We start from the raw sequence: 17332 nt of genomic DNA on the forward strand, positions 1-17332 counted from the left end.
ATCAAGCCGCCTTCGTATCGATAGTGCCCGTAATCAATCCGACGAGCGTGTCGCCATCGACATCCTTCACATCGCGAACCGCCGAGAGTTGCCCCAGCCTGAGAACCGCAACGCGATCGCAGTAATTCAGGACATGTTGCATGTTGTGGGTGATCATGATGACCGACAATCCGTGATCTTTGAGAGACCGCACAAGGTCCATCGCCATTTTGCTTTCGCGCACACCGAGCGCCGCAGTTGGCTCATCAAGAATGGCAATCCGCTTGCCGAACATCACTGTTTTAGAAAGGGCGACGGCCTGTCTTTGCCCGCCTGAGAACGATTGCGCATCCCGATAGATGTCGGCAATCCGTATATCAAGCTTTTCAAACAAGGACCGGATTTCCGCGTCCATCGTCTTAAAATCGAGCGCGCCGAAAATCTTGCCCAGAATGTCTTTTCTAACGATTTCGCGTCCCAAAAATACGTTTTTGGTAATCGACAATTCATTCACCAGCGCGAGATCTTGATAGACGGTTTCCATACCGGCAGCTTTGGCGTCCGTGGGGCTATCGATCCGAACTTCTTTGCCGTCCAGAAAAATAGTTCCGCTTGTTTTAGCAAGCGCTCCGGTGATTGCCTTAACCAATGTTGATTTCCCGGCCCCGTTGTCCCCGACAATCGCAAGAACCTCGCCTTCGCGAAGGTCGATACTAACGTCGTCGATCGCTTTAACGCCGCCGTAATGCTTGCTGATCCCCTTGGCCTCTAGGATAATCTTTGAAATACCCGCGCTCGTCATCACTGTCCCTCCTCCACTTACACATCGAATTGTCGACCTGTTACTTATCTATAAAAAACAACCTATCCCGCTGTCAAAGGTTTTTTTTGCATATAAATACAAAACCTGCATAATGAGGGCAACGCTTTACCCATAAACTTTGCTGCCAAGAAAAATGAAATCCACCAACGCCGCTTAAACAAGAAAGACAACACAATGCTTCAATCACGATCTTTAGGCACCACCGATGTAACCGTTAGCCATATTTCCTTTGGCTGCGCCAGCATCGCCAACTTATATGCGCGTGTGACGGACAAAGCGGCGCAAGACGTGCTGTCCTACGCTTGGCTGCGAGGCATTCGTTATTTTGATACGGCCCCTCATTATGGCCGTGGTTTATCCGAAACACGCCTAGGGCAGTTCCTGCAAACTGTACCAAAAAATGAAGTCACCCTCTCGTCCAAGGTTGGTCGTGTTTTGACTCCGGGGAAGCAGAGAAGCGAAGCGGACGGGTTTGTCTCCCCCCTCCCCAACGACGTGCGGTATGACTATTCTGGTGCCGGAATTATGGAGAGTTTCGAAGGGAGCCTTGAGCGGTTGGGCGTCGATCACCTTGATATCGTTTATGTGCACGACATTGGAAAACTGACACATGGGGCCGATAATGACCGCCATATGGAGGATCTGCTTTCAACGGGCCTCCCCGCGCTGGAACGCCTCAAGGTCGCCGGTAAAATTGGGGCCTATGGGCTGGGCGTTAATGAATGTGAAGTCTGTGTGGACGTCATGAAACACCATACACTCGATGTTATCCTCCTCGCAGGCCGGTGGACTTTGCTAGACCGAAGTGCCGAAAAGGAACTCATACCGCTTTGCCAACAGGCCAACACGAGCCTTGTCCTCGGGGGGATTTTCAACTCTGGGATTCTGGCCACCGGTGCCAAGGAAGGCGCGCACTTTGACTACGCCCCTGCGTCCGAAGAAATCCTTGCGAAAACGCGCGCCCTTGAGCAAGAGTGCTTGCGTGACGGGATACCGCTGGCAACCGCTGCAATGCAATTTGGCTTCTCAAAAGACATCGTTGCAAGTGTGCTCTTAGGCACTGGCAAGGTTTCATCCCTCGCGCGCAATCTCGATGCGTTGAAACTTTAGCAGATCGGGGGCGGTGGAGTATTGGGACCGAACCTGCCCCCAAAAACCGCAGTAATTCATGCATGACCACAGGACAGCGATCGTGCCGTCGGCCCTCCACATCACAGCTAAGCGCGTTTTTTTGGACGCCGTTTTAAAACAACAAAATTGGGTTTCCCCAACGTTGTTCCCCACAGTAAACCCACAAATAAATCTGCTATTCTTGCGGTTTTATAAAACATTTATTCAATAAGGAGCGTTGGTCAATCATCGACGAACAAAAAGGAGAACACCATGTTTCGTTTCACTATGATTTGCCTCTGCGTCCTAACCCTTGCCGCCTGTGAGGCCGTCGAAGGCATTGGAGAAGACGTCGAAAACACAGGTGAAGTGACCCATGAAACTATTAACATCCCTTAGCGCCCTTCTTTTTGCAGATGCAATCCATGCAAGCTCAGCCTATGCAACTACCGATGTCGAAGCCGCAGAAGTCTGGAACGACATCGCGAGCGATCTCGAAACGGCCATTGCCAAACTCTTGGTGGATCAAATCACCGAGGAAGGGGCCACAATCTTGATCGACATTGATGAGGTTTCTTTGGCGAATAGCCTGTCGCAAATGCTTGGTGTTGCCGAAACACAGCATAGAGGCGCCGTTGTGATCAAGGAAGATGACACCGCCTAACACGAGAGTTTCGAGTTGACGGTTACGGCGGTGCAAGCCCAAGCTCACTATCCCGAAGGCACCGTTGTCACGGTACTCAATGTTGGAAATGAAGCGTTTTACAACGCGACAATTGCTTCATTTGCCGAACACAGACTGGTGCATTTCATCATGGGCCAGTAAAATCAGGCTTGTGGCGTCTTGTTCAGAAACAGCCATGATCGCGCCAATATCCTTGGTGTCGAAGTCCGCGACGGTCGACAAAAGCAGGGCTTCGCGGGTGTTAGCGGAGAGCCGCGAGAGGTAGAACTGGGCCTTGGCGCGCAGGTTTTTGGCAGTATCTTCAATCGGTTGCCCGCTGCTTGACCAAAGTATGTGAAACACACGAAACAGGGCGGTTTTCCCCCAAGGCGCGGCGCATCGAAACAGGGTGGATCGGCCAAAGCTGCCTCAAGGGTCGAGGCCGCATAGATGTCGCCACTGGTTTGCGATCCGGTTAACGCGCCGCAAATATGGCAAGTGCTGCCTGATCAGATCGGACATTTCCAGGGGTTTTTGGGCAGTGTTCGACATTCTTTTCCCCTGTTCTTAAACTTTTCATGGAACAAACGTACCAGTCGTGCGTTTTTTCCAGAGTACGCGAGTTTTTTTTGCCACTTCAACATATCCAGTTGGTAAGATGTGGCACTCAAAACAATCCGACCTGATCTTAAGACCAAAATCGACGAAAACCTAAGGCGGGTTTTCGAAGAGGTATCTGACGTCAGCACCTGCTGGACAGATTTGAGGATTTGAATAAGGGAGGATTTCTGGTTCATCTTATCGATTAGGAGATCGAGATGACCAAGAAACCGCAGACATCGAAAGCGGCCGCCGAAAACGGGGATGCCGCCGTGTTCAGTACAATTAGCGGCGACTTTGACGGTTGCCTTGCTCCCTCACGGGTTGATTGCCGTCCATCAAACACAAGTGTTGCAACGGGAGTTGGCCGAGGTACGCAACCTCAATCTTCACGCACGAACCACTTACTATGCCCAGTCAGAACGCGAAGCATTCATGGTGGGGCTTGGGCGCGGCAAAGGCTCTCACTGCGGCGGTTTCCGATATTATTGGCGATGCGCAGGCGTGCTCTGCCGTTTTGATGCGGAATCCCAAGGTCGGTTTTCCTTCGCCGAATATGTGCCCCCTCAGGATATGTCGAGTGCTCCAACCGATCCGAGCCTTTTGACGTTTCAAGCAGCGCGCATTTTCAGGAATTCATCGCAGAGGATGAGCAAAAACCCCGTCTAAACAGCAATGCCAAGCGAACCGGAAAGTCAGGGGTCGTTGCATCGGTTCCCGTGACGGGAACGGCGAGTGGCTATGTTACCGTTTCCATTCCCAACAGCGAACTCGATACACAGGAAGACCTTGAGGGCGGCACCAAATCGCCGCTTGAACTTTTCACCACGACCTTCAGGAAGAACCCCTGATTTTCTGTCAAAGTGGCCCTCACAACAAAATCCCAAATGCCATCATGAGCTTCGGCAAATGGCCGCGCGACGATTCTGAACTGGCAAAATCCCTTCCTGCAACGAAAGAAGAAATCGACGCGATGCTCCCAGAGACCCGCAAGTCCCTACTCGCGGATGTCGCATGGTTTCTTGCGTCCGAAAAAGCCAATGATGCGAAACCTTTGGACCCTGCCTGTCGTTTCCACAGTGGCACTGGCGCGCCTTGAGTGGCTAAATTCGATGGCGCATTTCATTGGCACGCGGCCAGCCAAGCCTTTTGCCATTATGGTGCATTACAAACCGTCACCAAGTTTTCGCACACACAAACACCGCAAAGCGAACAGGGTAAATGTCAGCGCCTAGCGACTTTCGGCCCCTACTTTCCTGGAACCCCAAAGTTATACTCGGGCTGGCTCTCATCTTGACCAGAATATAGCCCGTTAACGGCGGCCTGCCACAGGTCAAGCACGGCCCCTTCGCTCGGGATTGCGTCGGGCGTTGTTATTCTACCCTCAACAACACTGTTTGCGCCGCCGTTGTCCTTTTTAGGGTCGCCGCCAACAGGGACTTCGGGAGCCCCAAAATGTCGAAGGGGCCAAGCACGCTCCGAGGTACTTTCATGTTGCGAACCAAACATATCTAGCAGCGAAGACAGACCTGTGGCATCAGAAATAAATCAAACTCGCTGTACTCATTGTCCGAAATTTTCCCAGCATCCATCAGAAATTGGGACCGCGTATCCACTCTTTTGGGTCTGTTCCGTTTCCTTGATAAATGCGTACCGGTATCCTTGGCGCAATAATCCACAAAGGCTTGGGTTATGGTATAGCTTGAAACGTCCATCATCGGAATTCCTAATTAGTGTAGACTTAAAGGGGAGAGGATGGGGGACTAGATCAATAAGATCAGGACCGGCTTAAGAGTCACAGAGATGACCAGGATCTGAAAGAACGACATGTCCTTCGTGGGCAGAGCTTCTTCGAGTTGATTTGGAAGCCCGGCATCCGGCCATGGAGATGAGCAAAAAAACGCCGCATTGAATGTCAATATTTTCGAGTTTACTGCCCCAAGGACAGCCTTGAGCATATTGGGTGCAACCTCAACCATGTTGTGAGTCAGCGCCGCTTCTGGCCACAACATTGCCGCTTCAGTCGCGCCCGTTTGCACCATGTGATAAAAGGTGGGCAATCCGCCTTGAACGCCCGCGGCGCCTTCAATTCCTTCGAGGCAACGAAGATTGCATCCAGAAGTCGCAACCTTTTTGCCTCCAAGATCGGCAACGGATAAAACTAGCTATCGAGAAAATTTGATATGAGCGTGAGCAACGCCTGTCGGCAAATAGACTTGATTTTCAGCTGCGAGCTCTTTTTCAACCTGCGAGAATTCCTTGGCGATTTCGTCCACGGCCTTCGCAACGATTGCAGCGTCACTTGAGACAAACGGCGTGACCACAGCAATGCCTTGGTTTGGCAAAGCGGAGGTGTGGAAAATGGCGTATTTTGTAGCAATCAACTGCAACGAAATCGGCTAGTTTCCTCCGGCAGCGCCCTCACCTAGCCTAACATTTCCGGATGACACCGAGGTTGCCTCTGATGAAAAACCGCTCATAACCAGTACCCGGTTCGCACCAATTGTGATCACCACCAACATAAACAATGCTAACAAAAATGCCTTCATCTTACGCGTCCTTGCTTTGCTGCATTTCGGCTTTTCGAACGTCTTCAACCCAAAGACTATGGTGTTCCCGCGCCCATTGTTCCTCGACTTCACCACTGCCCATAGCATCAAAAGCACCTTCCATACCAACAGACCCGATATAGATGTGCGCAAAGATTATGGCCGTTAAAACGAGGCTCACAATTGCATGCCACAACTGGGCATATTGCATCTCTTCCTGCGGCGCCAACGGATATGGCAGCGGGTCAAATCCAAACCATCCCGTCACGCCCCAAGCGTTCAGCTTTGCAAACGTTGCCCCGAACATATGGAATTCAAACGGGAACAGCAAAGAGAGTCCCGACACCGAAATCGACGACCCCAAGACGATCACAGACCAGAATATTACCTTTTGACCTGCGTTAAACTTCTTGGCTGGCGGGTGACCTCCGCCAAAGATACCGCCGCCTTTCTTCAGCCAGAACAGATCGGTTCGATCGGGCAAATTGTGCCCAACCCAGAAAACAAAGATAATAATAAGCGCCACGATGAACGCCCAAGAAATATTGTTATGCACCCACTTAGTGCCGATGGCGACGGTAGAGAAGGCTTCGTGGCCGAAGGTCGGTATCAACACTTTGCGCCCGAACAGCGATATCAAGCCCGTCGCGCCAAGAATAAGAAACGAACTCGCCAAAAGCCAATGGCCGAACCGCTCAACGCCACCGAAACGTGTGATTGTGCGGCCCGTTTTTTCACCTTCGATGAGAACACGTCCGCGGATGAGGTAGAATAACGCTAGAAGCACCAAAGTGCCCCCGAGCAGCCCAGCGCCATAAGTCAAAAGTGGGCCTTGGCGAAACTCCAACCACCACATGCCACCATCTTGGATCAACGTTGTCGCTGCGGGCCCGCGTGATTGGGTCTGCACATCGGCCGTGTTATACCGCAGCGCCCGCCACAGTTCCGGATCAGATTGGCCACCAAGCGTGCCAAGCGGCGCGGTGATTTGCGCGGCAGCGTCCGGATCGCCAACAGCCGAGCGGCGGAATTCGTCGTCCACTTTTTGCGCATTTTGCCGGAGGAGAATATCGTTAAGCGTCTGTGCGCCGCCCGTTTCCGCGCGCGGCGTAACAGCAGCTTGTTGCGCTACAGCCGGAGAAAGCAGACTGCACAGCAAGAAAAAAACAGCGAAAAGACGAAACATCAGAGTGGACCTTTACAGTGTCGTAAAAGAAAGGCGGTCCGTCACAGACCGCCCATTTTGCATCGCAAAGGGAGGGCGAAAATTAACCGCCCTTTAGACCGTAAGCCGTACCCCAGCCCCAAGCCCCAGCGCCAAATCCGCGCGAAACGATACGTTCGCGGTAAATGGTAGCAACGGTATCACCGTCCCCTGCGAGCAGGGCTTTGGTGGAACACATCTCGGCGCAGAGTGGCAGTTTGCCTTCTGCGATCCGATTGCGTCCATACTTGGAGAACTCGGCGGACGAGTGGTTTTCTTCCGGTCCACCGGCACAGAAAGTGCATTTGTCCATTTTGCCACGCGACCCGAAATTGCCCGCCTGTGGATATTGCGGCGCACCAAAGGGGCACGCATAGAAGCAATAGCCACACCCGATGCACAGGTCTTTGGAGTGCAGAACGATGCCGTCTTCGGTTTGGTAAAAACAATCCACAGGGCACACCGCCATGCAAGGCGCGTCCGAGCAATGCATACACGCAACCGAGATTGATCGCTCTCCCGGTTTACCGTCATTGATCGTTACCACCTTGCGGCGGTTAATGCCCCACGGAACCTCGTGCTCGTTTTTACAAGCCGTAACGCAGGCGTTACATTCGATGCACCGTTCGGCGTCGCAGAGAAATTTTGCTCTAGCCATGATCTGTCTCCCTTTATGCCGACCAGATTTTGCAAAGAGTCGCTTTGGTCTCTTGCATCTGGGTTACGCTGTCATAGCCATAGGTTTGCGCCGTGTTGGCCGACTCGCCCAATACATAGGGGTCTGCGCCTTCGGGGTATTTGTCCCGCAAGTCCCTCCCCTCAAAATGGCCGCCAAAGTGGAAGGGCATGAACGCCACGCCCGTCCCTACGCGTTCGGTGACCATAGCCATAACTTTGACCTTGCCACCCTCAGGGCCTTCGACCCAAACCTGTGCGCCATCACGAACACCAAGGTTATTGGCATCCCGTATATTGATCTCGACGAACATGTCCTGCTGCAATTCCGCAAGCCATGGATTGGAGCGGGTTTCGTCGCCCCCGCCTTCGTATTCAACCAAGCGACCGGAGGTCAGGATTATCGGGTATTCTTGCGAGAAATCATTTTCCTGAATCGAGCGGTACATTGTTGGTACCCGCCAGAATTTCTTGTCTTCGTAGGTCGGATAATCGACCACGAGATCGCGGCGGTTGGTATAAAGGGGTTCGCGGTGAAGGGGGACTGGATCAGGGAAAGTCCAGACCACAGCGCGGGCCTTGGCGTTCCCGAAGGGCGCACAACCATGCGCAATCGCAACCCGTTGAATGCCTCCCGACAGGTCGGTCTTCCAATTCACGCCGCCTGTTTTGGCTAGGAAGTCTGACGGAATATCGCCTTGCTGCGATGTCTCGCCCACTTCTTCAGCATTGTTAGAGCCACCATCATCCGCAGGCTCCGCCGTTAAGGGCGCCCCATCGGGATATCCGGCAACGCCGTTGATACTGGCTTTTTCGACATCGGTAAGGTCATTTTCCCATCCCAGATCACGCAGCATCTGCACCGTAAATTCGGGATAGCCGTCCTTAATCTCTGACCCTTTGGAATAAACGCCCTCGGCCAGCAGGTTATCACCTTCACGCTCCACACCAAAGCGGGCGCGGAAGGTCAGGCCGCCCTCCGCCACAGGGATCGACATGTCATACAGAATGGCCGTTCCGGGATGATTCATTTCCGGTGTGCCCCAGCAAGGCCATGGCAACCCGTAAAAATCGCCATCCGCAGGTCCGCCAATGGCGCGCAACGTCGTGCGGTCAAAGGTGTGCTGATTTTCCATGTGCATTTTCAACCGCTCGGGACTTTGCCCCGTATAACCGACGGTCCACATGCCACGATTAAACTCGCGGGTCAGGTCTTCGACATTCGGCTCACCGCCCTCGTCAATCGCGATATTGCGGAACATCCGTTCATGGAAACCGAATTTCTCGGCAAACTTGGCGAGGATTGTGTGGTCGGGCAGCGACTCAAACAATGGGTCCATGACCTGCTCGCGCCATTGCAGTGACCGGTTCGATGCCGTGACAGAACCGCGAGTTTCGAACTGTGTCGCGGCGGGGAGAAGGTAAACCCCATCTGTGCGATCCTGCATCACGGCAGAAACCGTCGGATAAGGATCGATCACAACGAGCATCTCGAGGCGCTCCATCGCGGTTTTCATCTCTTTCATACGGGTCTGCGAGTTTGGTGCATGGCCCCAAAGAACCATGGCGCGGGTATTGTCAGGCTGATCAAGGTTGGCCTTATCCTCTAGCACCCCGTCAATCCAACGGCTGACCGGAATCCCGGTCAGATTCATCATCTTGGTATCGCCAAAGCTCGCATCGGAAAATTGCCCCTTGAGCCAGTCAAGGTCTTCGTCCCATACACGCGCCCAATGCGCCCAAGAGCCGTCGGACAGGCCGTAATATCCCGGCAAAGTATCGGCTAGGACGCCAAGGTCGGTGGCGCCTTGCACGTTGTCATGGCCACGGAAAATATTAGTTCCCCCGCCTGCGACACCCATATTTCCAAGCGCCAGTTGCAGGATGCAATAAGCGCGGGTGTTGTTATTCCCGTTGCTGTGCTGGGTGCCACCCATGCACCAGATCACAGTGCCGGGACGGTTGTTCGCCAGTGTACGCGCCACGCGCTCTAACTGTTCCCCAGGCGCGCCTGTGACACGTTCTACTTCTTCTGGGTTCCATTGCTTCACTTCATCGCGGATCTGGTCCATGCCCCAAACACGGGTGCGGATAAACTCGGTATCTTCCCATTTGTTCTCAAAGATATGCCACAGAATGCCCCACACCAATGCCACGTCCGATCCGGGACGGAAGCGCACGTATTCGTCGGCATGTGCCGCCGTGCGGGTAAAGCGCGGATCGCAAACGATCAGTGGCGCGTTGTTTTCTTCTTTGGCTTTTAGCAAATGCAGCAAGGAAACCGGATGGGCCTCGGCGGGGTTTGCACCAATGAGGAAAATCGCTTTGGAATTGTGAATGTCGTTGTAGCTGTTGGTCATGGCGCCATAGCCCCATGTATTCGCCACACCCGCCACAGTGGTCGAGTGGCAAATCCGCGCCTGATGGTCGACGTTATTAGTGCCCCAATAAGCGGCAAATTTGCGGAACAAATAGGCCTGCTCGTTGCTGTGCTTCGCAGAGCCTAGCCAATAAACCGAATCCGGTCCGCTTTCTTCGCGGATTTTCATCATGCCATCGCCGATCTCGTTGATCGCAGTTTCCCAACTTATTTTTACCCATTCGCCGTTTTCTTTCTTCATCGGGTATTTCAAACGGCGCTCACCATGGGCATGTTCGCGCACCGAAGCACCCTTGGCGCAATGCGCCCCCAAGTTGAACGGGCTGTCAAAGCCGGGTTCCTGCCCCGTCCAGACGCCATTATCAACCTCGGCAATAACCGTGCAACCAACCGAGCAATGGGTGCAAATGGATTTTTTGATCTCGACCGTGCGGTCCAAGGCAGTTTGCGCTGTGGCTTTTGAAACAGTTCCGCCAGTTGCGGCAACAGCGGCAAGTCCGCCGATCACAAGTCCTGAGCCGCGCAAAAACGAGCGGCGGTCAACGGAGGTGGATTTGGCCTGTGCCACTGCGGGTCGTGCCGACCCGCGTGCAATGCCATTGGTCTTTCTTCTGAGCATGGTCGTTCTCCCTACTACTGCGTTGCCTCAGCCTTGGTAGCCATAAAATTTCGGTGCCCTGACACAGTAAGTCGGGGCGAGGTGTCTTAGAAACGGGTGCTTTCAAGATAAGCACGCGTATGTTCTGTGTCTTGCATCACGTCCGATGACAGGTCGACCGGCGCAGGAGCTGCAGCCTCTGCTTGGGTACCCGCGGCAACCGCCACCACTCCTGGAACGGCGGCACTTGCTACCTTCAGAAAATTCCGGCGGGTTGTCTCTGCTTTTGTATCAGCCATAAAATGTTTCCTTCTCCCGTTGTCTTCGATGTTGCGTATGAGGGGACAGGCGTTCAGCCTATCATCATCCTAAACGCTTCCCGCTCAATTTTCAGGAATTCTGCGCCAACGGCCCCGACAGAAGCGTAAAGAACCGATGTCTTTGCCCCCTGTAGATCCGTATAAAAATGTGTGGCCCATGGACCAATGTGTTTGTTAAAGAAATCCTTCTGCTGCTCCAAAGGAGCCACATCGCCAAAGCGCCCAACGATCATACCGCCCATCATTTCCATCAACGACGCGATGCTGTCTTCCGGCTCAAACGTATCCTGTGAGCGCGTGATTCCCTGTGCGGCCATGTCAGCGCGCAGATTGGCGAGCGGCTTTTCGTTCAGAAATCCGGTCATATAGTAGCTGGCATAGGGCAAGAGTTCGCCCCGTCCCAAACCGATAAAAAGGGCGTTATACTCGCTCAGTGCGGATTTGGGTTTGGTGACTTTTGCGACCCGAGCAAGGCCACTGATCGCCTGCCCTAATGGTGAGGAATCCCCCGTCAAACCGGCAGTTTGCGCCAACAATAGCTCATCCGGTGGCCCAGCAAGCAAAACGCCGAGATAGTTGTAAAGGTCCGCGCGCAGACGATCTTCTTCGGCAATTTTGACTTGTGCTTGAACCGCTGTCATGCGTCGCTCCCGTCGAAACTAAAAACCATTCTGCGTGGTGGTGAAAACTCTGGTTCTTCAACATCTTCCGCCAAAACATCCGTCCCAGCGTCAGCCACCAAATCCTCTTGCTGTATATCTTCGGCCAAAATTTCCACTTTGTCGAGGGTGGTCTGCTCAGAGGCTTCAACTTCGTCCGGCTTCGCCATCTCGAGAACATGCGAAAGTAAGCCTTTGCCCACTTGATAACTCGTGGTGATCGGCGCATTGCCAAAACTGCCCGTCAGATAATCATCATCGTAATCATTAAGCCCGTCCACACAGGCCAAAACCGGATTGCTCCGCCACAACTTGCGCAGGGCACGTTTGCGCAGATGCTCAGGTACGGCCTGCGCCATAAACGCGGCAAAATCATCGCCTAACTTCAGCGTTTCTGGATCAGGCAGGTCCAGCTCTTGCAGAATCTCCTCGTCACTTTTCTCCGCAAGGGTTTGCTGATACGCGGCTTCCTGCGCGGCTTTTTCGGCATCGGCGATGGCGATTTCTTCGGCTTTGACCGCAGCGCGGCGCTGGCCCCAGAAGGTTGGTGTGCGTGTCATTTCATCCCTGCCTTGCGACCCCGAGGCGCGCGATACACATCGCTGTCCTGCGAAATCCGCGGATCACCGATACCATCCTCCTTTTCGTCTTCGCGCCAGTCTCGACGCTTGCGTTTGACAAAAGCTTCTTCCTCGTGGTGGCTATTTACGAAATCCGCGACCCAAGCCAACATACCCTCTGGCATCACAATTTTTTCGACTTGGACCTCAGCTGAGTCGCAATAATCCTGCGCTTCATAAGGCGAAGCGGTCGCTAACATCACCTTCCACGGTATACTCGGCAAAGTGGTATCTGGGCTCAGGACAACATAGATAGACGGCGCGCGGGTCTGTAATTCGTGAACATAGGCTTCGGTATCCGAAACATATAAATTAAGCGGCACAGTCCCCGCATGAAACTCTGTCACGTCCCCCTCTTGGCGCAAAACCGTCCATTCCGCAGGCCCCGCACCAGGCAAAATACCAACCGCGCGCCATGCCCACTTCGCCCAGCGGGTCACGCCGGGTGATTTGCGGATCACAACTCCAAGTGGGATGGATTGAGAATTAGGAAAGACGAACGACAAGCTGGCTCCTCCGCTGGCTGGACAACATCATTGTTTAACCACAGTATACTGAATTATTGAAATAATTTAAAGATGGCATCTTCATCGTTTCGCTTCTCGATCCGATTTCTCTGTCAATTATGGGGTCCAAAGTAGAATTTGGATCAGAATTGTGACGGAGCCTCTTTCATCCACTGCCGATCCAATCTACCGTTGCAAGCTTAAGGGGGGCAAAATGAAAAAAACACTGCTGATCTGTGATTGCCTTGGCACACAAACTATTGATGCATCTGCCTTAAGTACGGCAACAGGGCTGGAATGTTCGCGGATGCATACATCGCTCTGCCAATCCCAGCTCGACCTCGCGGCTAAAGCCATCAAAACCGGAGACGTGGTGATTGCCTGCCAGCAAGAAGCCCCCCGTTTCACGGCCCTTGCCGAAGACCTTGGCGCGCCCGTTCCCGCTTTCGTTGATATCCGCGACCGCGCGGGCTGGACGTCCGACCTTGGCGACACCTCTGCCAAGATGGCGGCATTGGTGGCGGACGCCCTTTTACCGCAACCATCCCCTAAAACGGTGGATGTTGTATCCGAAGGGATCTGCCTGATTATCGGAGCACCAGAGGTTGCGTTTGCTGCCGCAGAGAAGCTCGCGGATATTTTGACAGTCACCGTATTAGTAGCCGAAGCTTCAGATATGCCCGTGACGGACACCTATGACGCCCACGTTGGGAAATTGCGCCATGCGAAGGGAACACTCGGGCAATTCCGCGTTTCGATTGACGGGTTCCAACAGGTTTTACCAGGCGGCCGTGGCGCCCCTTTACTGACAGAACCGCGCGATGGCGCGCAATCTGAATGTGATCTAATTCTCGACCTAACGGGCGACACCCCGCTGTTTTCGGCCCATGAAAAGCGCGACGGATATGTACGCGCCGACCCCGCAAGCCTCCCTGCTGTGGCCGATGCCATCCTTGCCACCAGCCAAATGATCGGCACCTTTGAAAAACCGCTGCATATCCGGCTAGATACCTCTCTCTGCGCCCATTCGCGCGCGCAAAAGCCTGCCTGCTCCAACTGTCTGAATGTATGCCCCACCGGTGCGATCCTCTCGGCGGGAGAGCATGTAAGCATCGACCCAATGATTTGCGCTGGATGTGGCGCGTGCTCTGCGGTCTGCCCTTCGGGCGCGATCAGCTATGATACGCCGCCGGTTGATTTCGTCTTCCGCCGCGTCGGCACGTTGGCTTCGGCCTATCGCAAGGCGGACGGCAAAGATGGCGTGCTGCTGATCCATGACGCCCACGGGGCCGAAATGATCCGATTGGCCGCGCGGTTTGGCAACGGCCTGCCCGCACAGGTCATTCCCATGGAGATCGACGCCCTTGCCATGTTCGGCCACGCCGAGATGCTTGCCGCTCTGGCCAGCGGCTTTGCGGGTGTCGACATTTTGCTTGCTCCAAAAAGCGACCGCGCCGTGCTAGCGGCCCAATCTGAACTGGCCATGGCCATGGGCGCGGGAGACTCGCTGCGACTGCTTGATATTGCCGATCCCGACGAATTGTCCGAGCAACTTCATGATCGCGCGGCGACACCTATACGTGTGGAAAACCCCATCCTTGCCCAAGGGTCGCGACGCCAAATTACCCGCCTCGCAGCCAAAGCCCTCATGGTTGACGTCCAAGTCGCCCCCCTGCCCGAGCACGCACCTTACGGCGCGGTGATCGTCGACACGGATGCCTGCACCCTTTGCTTGGCTTGCGTTTCGCTGTGCCCCTCTGGCGCATTGGTCGACAACCCCGATATGCCGCAACTGCGGTTTCAGGAGGATGCCTGCTTGCAATGCGGGCTGTGCACCAATGTTTGCCCTGAAAAGGCCATCACCTTGCAACCGCAAATCAACCTCACCGACACGGCCCTAGCGCAAGTGGTGCTAAACGAGGAAGAGCCTTTCGCCTGTGTTGAATGCGGCAACCTTTTTGGTGTCAAATCCACCGTCGAAAAGATCATGGAAAAACTTGCTGGAAACCACGCAATGTTCGCCAATCCCGCGACCGCGCGGATGATCCAAATGTGCGACAATTGCCGCGTTCAAGCCCAATTCCATTCTCAAGACAATCCCTTCGCGGGCAAAGAACGCCCACGTGTACGCACGACGGACGACTACCTGTCAAAACGCAAAGATCACTAAATTCGAATAGGAGACGAAAATGAGCGAAGATCTCAACATGTCCATGCGTAAATTTCTCAAGCAGGTCGGTGTGACCTCGCAACAGGCCATCGAAGAAGCGTTTCGCAAAGCGGGCGGAACCGAGGGCAAGCAATTCGAGGCGCGCGTAGTCCTGACCATTGATGGCGTGGATTTAGAACACGTCGTAACCGGCACGATCAAGGGTTGATCCGGATATGACACTCGCTCGCGAGGATGTGCTGGCCGCGCTGAAAACATTGACCGATCCAGTCAGTGGCGCGTCGCTTGTTGATGCTGGATTGATCAAGGCGCTAACCGTCGAGGGCGGTGCCGTGCGATTTGTGCTGGAAGTCAGCGGCAACCATGCGGCAACGTATGGTAAGGTCAAGGAGGAGGCTGAGGCCAAGATTAAGGCCCTGCCCGGTGTTGAAAAACTGTCTGTCGTAATGACGGCCCACAGCGCACCTGCCGCGCCTCCCGACCTTAAATTGAGCCGCCCCGCAGAACCCGCAGGGCCGCAAAAAATACCCGGAGTAGATCGGATTGTTGCCGTGGCCTCAGGCAAGGGCGGCGTAGGGAAATCCACGGTCGCATCCAACCTCGCCTGTGCTCTGGCGGCGGAAGGGCGGCGTGTTGGGCTGCTCGATGCCGATGTCTACGGCCCATCGCAACCGCGCATGCTCGGCGTGTCGGGGCGGCCCTCGTCGCCAGATGGCAAAACGATCCTGCCGATGCGCAATTTCGGCGTGACGATGATGTCCCTCGGACTGATGACAAATGAAGACCAAGCCGTTGTTTGGCGCGGCCCGATGCTGATGGGGGCGTTGCAGCAAATGCTGACACAGGTGCAGTGGGGCGCGCTAGATGTGTTGATCGTTGATCTGCCCCCTGGCACGGGCGATGTGCAAATGACATTGGCCCAAAAAGCACAACTTAACGGGGCGATCATTGTGTCCACCCCGCAGGATGTGGCGCTTTTGGATGCGCGCAAGGGCATTGATATGTTCAACCAACTCGGCACGCCCATCATCGGGATGATCGAGAACATGTCCACGCATATCTGTACGCAATGTGGTCACGAGGAACATGTCTTTGGTCATGGCGGCGTTAAGGCGGAGGCCGCCAAACTGGGCGTACCGTTGCTGGCCGAAATTCCGCTGCACCTTGATATCCGACTGGCCGCAGATGGAGGCGCGCCGATTGTCGTCTCCAAACCCGACAGTCCCCAAGCTGCAGGGTTTCGCGCCGTGGCACAGCAGTTGATAGAACTTGGCCACGCATGACACCGCCCGTGTTCCCTCCGCTGTTTTCCGGCTTAGACGCCAAAGGCACCAGCCCTTTTGTGCTGGCTTGTGCCGAGGCGTCAAACGTGTGCGACGCGGGATTGGTCACCTATGATCTAGCCTATGATCGGCTGCGGGCCGCAATCGTTTTTGCCCCCGAAGTGCCGCTGCGCGACGCGGCTTGCATGCTGCCGTTATGTGGCGTTGGATTTCAAAATGCACTTGGGGCGTTGGCCCCGCCAGAAGTGGGCGTGCATTTGGGATGGGGCGGCGAAATTTATTTGAACGGCGGCCTTTGCGGTAAGTTAAGCATCGCGGCATCAAGCCGTGATCCTAACGCGCTCCCCGACTGGTTGGTCATCGGTATCACCTTGGATCTTTGGCCGCCTTCTGATGACACGGGCTTAACGCCCGACGCCACCGCCCTTTACGCCGAGGGCTGTGGCGAGGTCGACGCGGTGACATTGCTGGAAGCATGGGTGCGGCACACACTCGTCGAAATAAACACTTGGGCCGATGATGGACCTGCGCGCCTGCATCGCAACTGGCTTGGCTTGGCGCAGGGACTCGATACCGACATGACAATATCTGGGCATCGCGGAACATACATCGGGATTGATGAAAACCTTGGCCTCTTGTTAAAATCCGAAGGCGAAACCCGCCTGTTCCCTCTCACCGACCTGCTTACGGAGCCCGCATGAAACTTGCCCGCGCCATCCATTTTGACGAAAGCGACACACGCGTTTTCCACAACCCTGCGCGCACTGGCGAATGGTGCATTTCAGGCGGCTTTGAATTCTCCAACTGGTCCGAGGCGGACCTGACGGGAAAAGCACGGCAGGCCTTTGCCAACGGCTGGATGGGGTGCGAAACCTTTGGCCGCGTCAGTTTCGTGGCCGTGACCCAAATAGAACCCGCCGAACGCGACGCGCTGGCCGATTTATTGGCGCAGCATTTCGTCGACATCTACGGCGCGCCCTCCCTTGAGGCCGCCCGCAATGTCGCGCTGGAAGAGTTGTCACAGATGACGGATTTGTGTGATGAACACGATCCCAACACATTGCTTACGGTCGCGCGCGACCTCACCGAGGCAGGCGTGCGGGAAAGCTACCGCGTGATCGAAGCACAGGCGGCGGGGCTTGAGCAATTCGCAATTCACGGCTCATTGGATGATCCACACTAAGCGGCAACC

At 54.6% G+C, this 17332-nt stretch carries 21 protein-coding genes; 10 read left to right on the forward strand and 11 right to left on the reverse strand.

Translation table 11 applies throughout. The features are described from left to right. Position 1: 1 nt before the first annotated feature. Positions 2 to 781 carry an ATP-binding cassette domain-containing protein gene (locus AB9F29_RS08055; protein WP_335583666.1) on the reverse strand — a complete coding sequence of 260 codons (780 nt, stop codon included), beginning with the start codon at positions 779 to 781 and terminating at the stop codon, positions 2 to 4. Between the two features lie 195 nt (positions 782 to 976). Here AB9F29_RS08055 and AB9F29_RS08060 point away from each other — a divergent pair, with 195 nt between their 5' ends. The 3 genes from AB9F29_RS08060 to AB9F29_RS08070 all read left to right on the forward strand — a co-directional run bounded on the left by AB9F29_RS08060 (position 977) and on the right by AB9F29_RS08070 (position 2576). Then, positions 977 to 1912, forward strand: a complete 936-nt coding sequence (locus tag AB9F29_RS08060) for an aldo/keto reductase (RefSeq protein ID WP_369755254.1) — start codon at positions 977 to 979, stop codon at positions 1910 to 1912. Between the two features lie 273 nt (positions 1913 to 2185). Continuing rightward, positions 2186 to 2311 carry a hypothetical protein gene (locus AB9F29_RS08065; protein ID WP_369755255.1) on the forward strand — a complete coding sequence of 42 codons (126 nt, stop codon included), beginning with the start codon at positions 2186 to 2188 and terminating at the stop codon, positions 2309 to 2311. Then, positions 2289 to 2576 (forward strand): hypothetical protein, encoded by a 288-nt coding sequence (locus tag AB9F29_RS08070; RefSeq protein WP_369755256.1) that lies wholly within the window; start codon positions 2289 to 2291, stop codon positions 2574 to 2576. Before AB9F29_RS08065 ends, AB9F29_RS08070 begins: the two co-directional genes overlap by 23 nt. Positions 2577 to 2693: 117 nt before the next feature. Here AB9F29_RS08070 and AB9F29_RS08075 read toward each other — a convergent pair whose 3' ends face one another. Next, positions 2694 to 2939, reverse strand: a complete 246-nt coding sequence (locus tag AB9F29_RS08075) for a hypothetical protein (protein WP_369755257.1) — start codon at positions 2937 to 2939, stop codon at positions 2694 to 2696. Positions 2940 to 4071: 1132 nt separating this feature from the next. On the opposite strand from AB9F29_RS08075, the gene AB9F29_RS08080 reads away from it, so the two are divergent. Beyond that, on the forward strand, positions 4072 to 4275 hold the full coding sequence (locus tag AB9F29_RS08080) for a hypothetical protein (RefSeq protein WP_369755258.1): 204 nt from the start codon (positions 4072 to 4074) through the stop codon (positions 4273 to 4275). 149 nt (positions 4276 to 4424) lie between these two features. Here AB9F29_RS08080 and AB9F29_RS08085 read toward each other — a convergent pair whose 3' ends face one another. Beyond that, positions 4425 to 4685 (reverse strand): hypothetical protein, encoded by a 261-nt coding sequence (locus tag AB9F29_RS08085; RefSeq protein ID WP_369755259.1) that lies wholly within the window; start codon positions 4683 to 4685, stop codon positions 4425 to 4427. Between the two features lie 254 nt (positions 4686 to 4939). Beyond that, entirely contained in the window at positions 4940 to 5236 is a 297-nt protein-coding gene (locus tag AB9F29_RS08090) for a hypothetical protein (RefSeq protein WP_369755260.1), read from the reverse strand. A 199-nt stretch (positions 5237 to 5435) separates the two neighbouring features. Between AB9F29_RS08090 and AB9F29_RS08095 the strand changes: the two genes are divergently transcribed. After that, complete coding sequence (locus tag AB9F29_RS08095) at positions 5436 to 5579, forward strand: hypothetical protein (RefSeq protein ID WP_335583672.1); 144 nt, start codon at positions 5436 to 5438, stop codon at positions 5577 to 5579. 147 nt (positions 5580 to 5726) lie between these two features. Here AB9F29_RS08095 and AB9F29_RS08100 read toward each other — a convergent pair whose 3' ends face one another. From AB9F29_RS08100 to AB9F29_RS08130, 7 genes are all read right to left on the reverse strand, one after another. Continuing rightward, positions 5727 to 6911 (reverse strand): formate dehydrogenase subunit gamma, encoded by a 1185-nt coding sequence (locus AB9F29_RS08100; RefSeq protein ID WP_369755261.1) that lies wholly within the window; start codon positions 6909 to 6911, stop codon positions 5727 to 5729. A gap of 82 nt (positions 6912 to 6993) precedes the next feature. Then, the gene (fdh3B, locus tag AB9F29_RS08105; protein WP_039003913.1) at positions 6994 to 7587 is read right to left on the reverse strand and encodes a formate dehydrogenase FDH3 subunit beta; all 594 of its coding nucleotides are present in this window, start codon (positions 7585 to 7587) and stop codon (positions 6994 to 6996) included. Between the two features lie 13 nt (positions 7588 to 7600). Beyond that, complete coding sequence (locus AB9F29_RS08110) at positions 7601 to 10603, reverse strand: formate dehydrogenase subunit alpha (protein ID WP_369755262.1); 3003 nt, start codon at positions 10601 to 10603, stop codon at positions 7601 to 7603. 86 nt (positions 10604 to 10689) lie between these two features. After that, entirely contained in the window at positions 10690 to 10881 is a 192-nt protein-coding gene (locus AB9F29_RS08115) for a twin-arginine translocation signal domain-containing protein (protein ID WP_039003916.1), read from the reverse strand. Between the two features lie 53 nt (positions 10882 to 10934). Then, positions 10935 to 11543 carry a molecular chaperone TorD family protein gene (locus AB9F29_RS08120; RefSeq protein ID WP_335585994.1) on the reverse strand — a complete coding sequence of 203 codons (609 nt, stop codon included), beginning with the start codon at positions 11541 to 11543 and terminating at the stop codon, positions 10935 to 10937. Next, complete coding sequence (locus tag AB9F29_RS08125; RefSeq protein WP_335585993.1) at positions 11540 to 12121, reverse strand: DUF3306 domain-containing protein; 582 nt, start codon at positions 12119 to 12121, stop codon at positions 11540 to 11542. The genes AB9F29_RS08120 and AB9F29_RS08125 overlap by 4 nt, the downstream gene beginning before the upstream one ends. Next, positions 12118 to 12687, reverse strand: coding sequence for a DUF3305 domain-containing protein (locus AB9F29_RS08130; protein ID WP_369755263.1), 570 nt, complete (start codon positions 12685 to 12687; stop codon positions 12118 to 12120). The genes AB9F29_RS08125 and AB9F29_RS08130 overlap by 4 nt, the downstream gene beginning before the upstream one ends. A gap of 214 nt (positions 12688 to 12901) precedes the next feature. Between AB9F29_RS08130 and AB9F29_RS08135 the strand changes: the two genes are divergently transcribed. From AB9F29_RS08135 to AB9F29_RS08155, 5 genes are read left to right on the forward strand one after another with little or no spacing between them, the layout of a single operon-like run. Next, entirely contained in the window at positions 12902 to 14857 is a 1956-nt protein-coding gene (locus AB9F29_RS08135) for a 4Fe-4S binding protein (RefSeq protein WP_369755265.1), read from the forward strand. Between the two features lie 19 nt (positions 14858 to 14876). After that, complete coding sequence (locus AB9F29_RS08140) at positions 14877 to 15065, forward strand: DUF6494 family protein (protein ID WP_039003920.1); 189 nt, start codon at positions 14877 to 14879, stop codon at positions 15063 to 15065. Between the two features lie 7 nt (positions 15066 to 15072). Next, a complete protein-coding gene (locus AB9F29_RS08145) occupies positions 15073 to 16140 on the forward strand; it encodes an Mrp/NBP35 family ATP-binding protein (protein ID WP_369755266.1) in 1068 nt (355 codons plus the stop codon). Continuing rightward, positions 16137 to 16841: a DUF4444 domain-containing protein gene (locus tag AB9F29_RS08150; RefSeq protein WP_369755267.1), complete on the forward strand. Its 705-nt coding sequence runs from the start codon at positions 16137 to 16139 to the stop codon at positions 16839 to 16841. The genes AB9F29_RS08145 and AB9F29_RS08150 overlap by 4 nt, the downstream gene beginning before the upstream one ends. Beyond that, complete coding sequence (locus tag AB9F29_RS08155) at positions 16838 to 17323, forward strand: DUF6505 family protein (protein ID WP_335585988.1); 486 nt, start codon at positions 16838 to 16840, stop codon at positions 17321 to 17323. Before AB9F29_RS08150 ends, AB9F29_RS08155 begins: the two co-directional genes overlap by 4 nt. Positions 17324 to 17332 lie beyond the last annotated feature (9 nt).

Source organism: Falsihalocynthiibacter sp. S25ZX9, from assembly GCF_041205405.1.
GTDB classification, from domain to species: domain Bacteria; phylum Pseudomonadota; class Alphaproteobacteria; order Rhodobacterales; family Rhodobacteraceae; genus Falsihalocynthiibacter; species Falsihalocynthiibacter arcticus.

Coding starts and splice junctions, on each gene's coding strand:
- AB9F29_RS08055 (WP_335583666.1), bottom strand. CDS start 781: ATGACGAGCGCGGGTATTTCAAAGATTATCCTAGAGGCCAAGGGGATC.
- AB9F29_RS08060 (WP_369755254.1), top strand. CDS start 977: ATGCTTCAATCACGATCTTTAGGCACCACCGATGTAACCGTTAGCCAT.
- AB9F29_RS08065 (WP_369755255.1), top strand. CDS start 2,186: ATGTTTCGTTTCACTATGATTTGCCTCTGCGTCCTAACCCTTGCCGCC.
- AB9F29_RS08070 (WP_369755256.1), top strand. CDS start 2,289: ATGAAACTATTAACATCCCTTAGCGCCCTTCTTTTTGCAGATGCAATC.
- AB9F29_RS08080 (WP_369755258.1), top strand. CDS start 4,072: ATGAGCTTCGGCAAATGGCCGCGCGACGATTCTGAACTGGCAAAATCC.
- AB9F29_RS08085 (WP_369755259.1), bottom strand. CDS start 4,685: ATGTTTGGTTCGCAACATGAAAGTACCTCGGAGCGTGCTTGGCCCCTT.
- AB9F29_RS08100 (WP_369755261.1), bottom strand. CDS start 6,911: ATGTTTCGTCTTTTCGCTGTTTTTTTCTTGCTGTGCAGTCTGCTTTCT.
- fdh3B (WP_039003913.1), bottom strand. CDS start 7,587: ATGGCTAGAGCAAAATTTCTCTGCGACGCCGAACGGTGCATCGAATGT.
- AB9F29_RS08110 (WP_369755262.1), bottom strand. CDS start 10,603: ATGCTCAGAAGAAAGACCAATGGCATTGCACGCGGGTCGGCACGACCC.
- AB9F29_RS08115 (WP_039003916.1), bottom strand. CDS start 10,881: ATGGCTGATACAAAAGCAGAGACAACCCGCCGGAATTTTCTGAAGGTA.
- AB9F29_RS08120 (WP_335585994.1), bottom strand. CDS start 11,543: ATGACAGCGGTTCAAGCACAAGTCAAAATTGCCGAAGAAGATCGTCTG.
- AB9F29_RS08125 (WP_335585993.1), bottom strand. CDS start 12,121: ATGACACGCACACCAACCTTCTGGGGCCAGCGCCGCGCTGCGGTCAAA.
- AB9F29_RS08135 (WP_369755265.1), top strand. CDS start 12,902: ATGAAAAAAACACTGCTGATCTGTGATTGCCTTGGCACACAAACTATT.
- AB9F29_RS08140 (WP_039003920.1), top strand. CDS start 14,877: ATGAGCGAAGATCTCAACATGTCCATGCGTAAATTTCTCAAGCAGGTC.
- AB9F29_RS08145 (WP_369755266.1), top strand. CDS start 15,073: ATGACACTCGCTCGCGAGGATGTGCTGGCCGCGCTGAAAACATTGACC.
- AB9F29_RS08150 (WP_369755267.1), top strand. CDS start 16,137: ATGACACCGCCCGTGTTCCCTCCGCTGTTTTCCGGCTTAGACGCCAAA.
- AB9F29_RS08155 (WP_335585988.1), top strand. CDS start 16,838: ATGAAACTTGCCCGCGCCATCCATTTTGACGAAAGCGACACACGCGTT.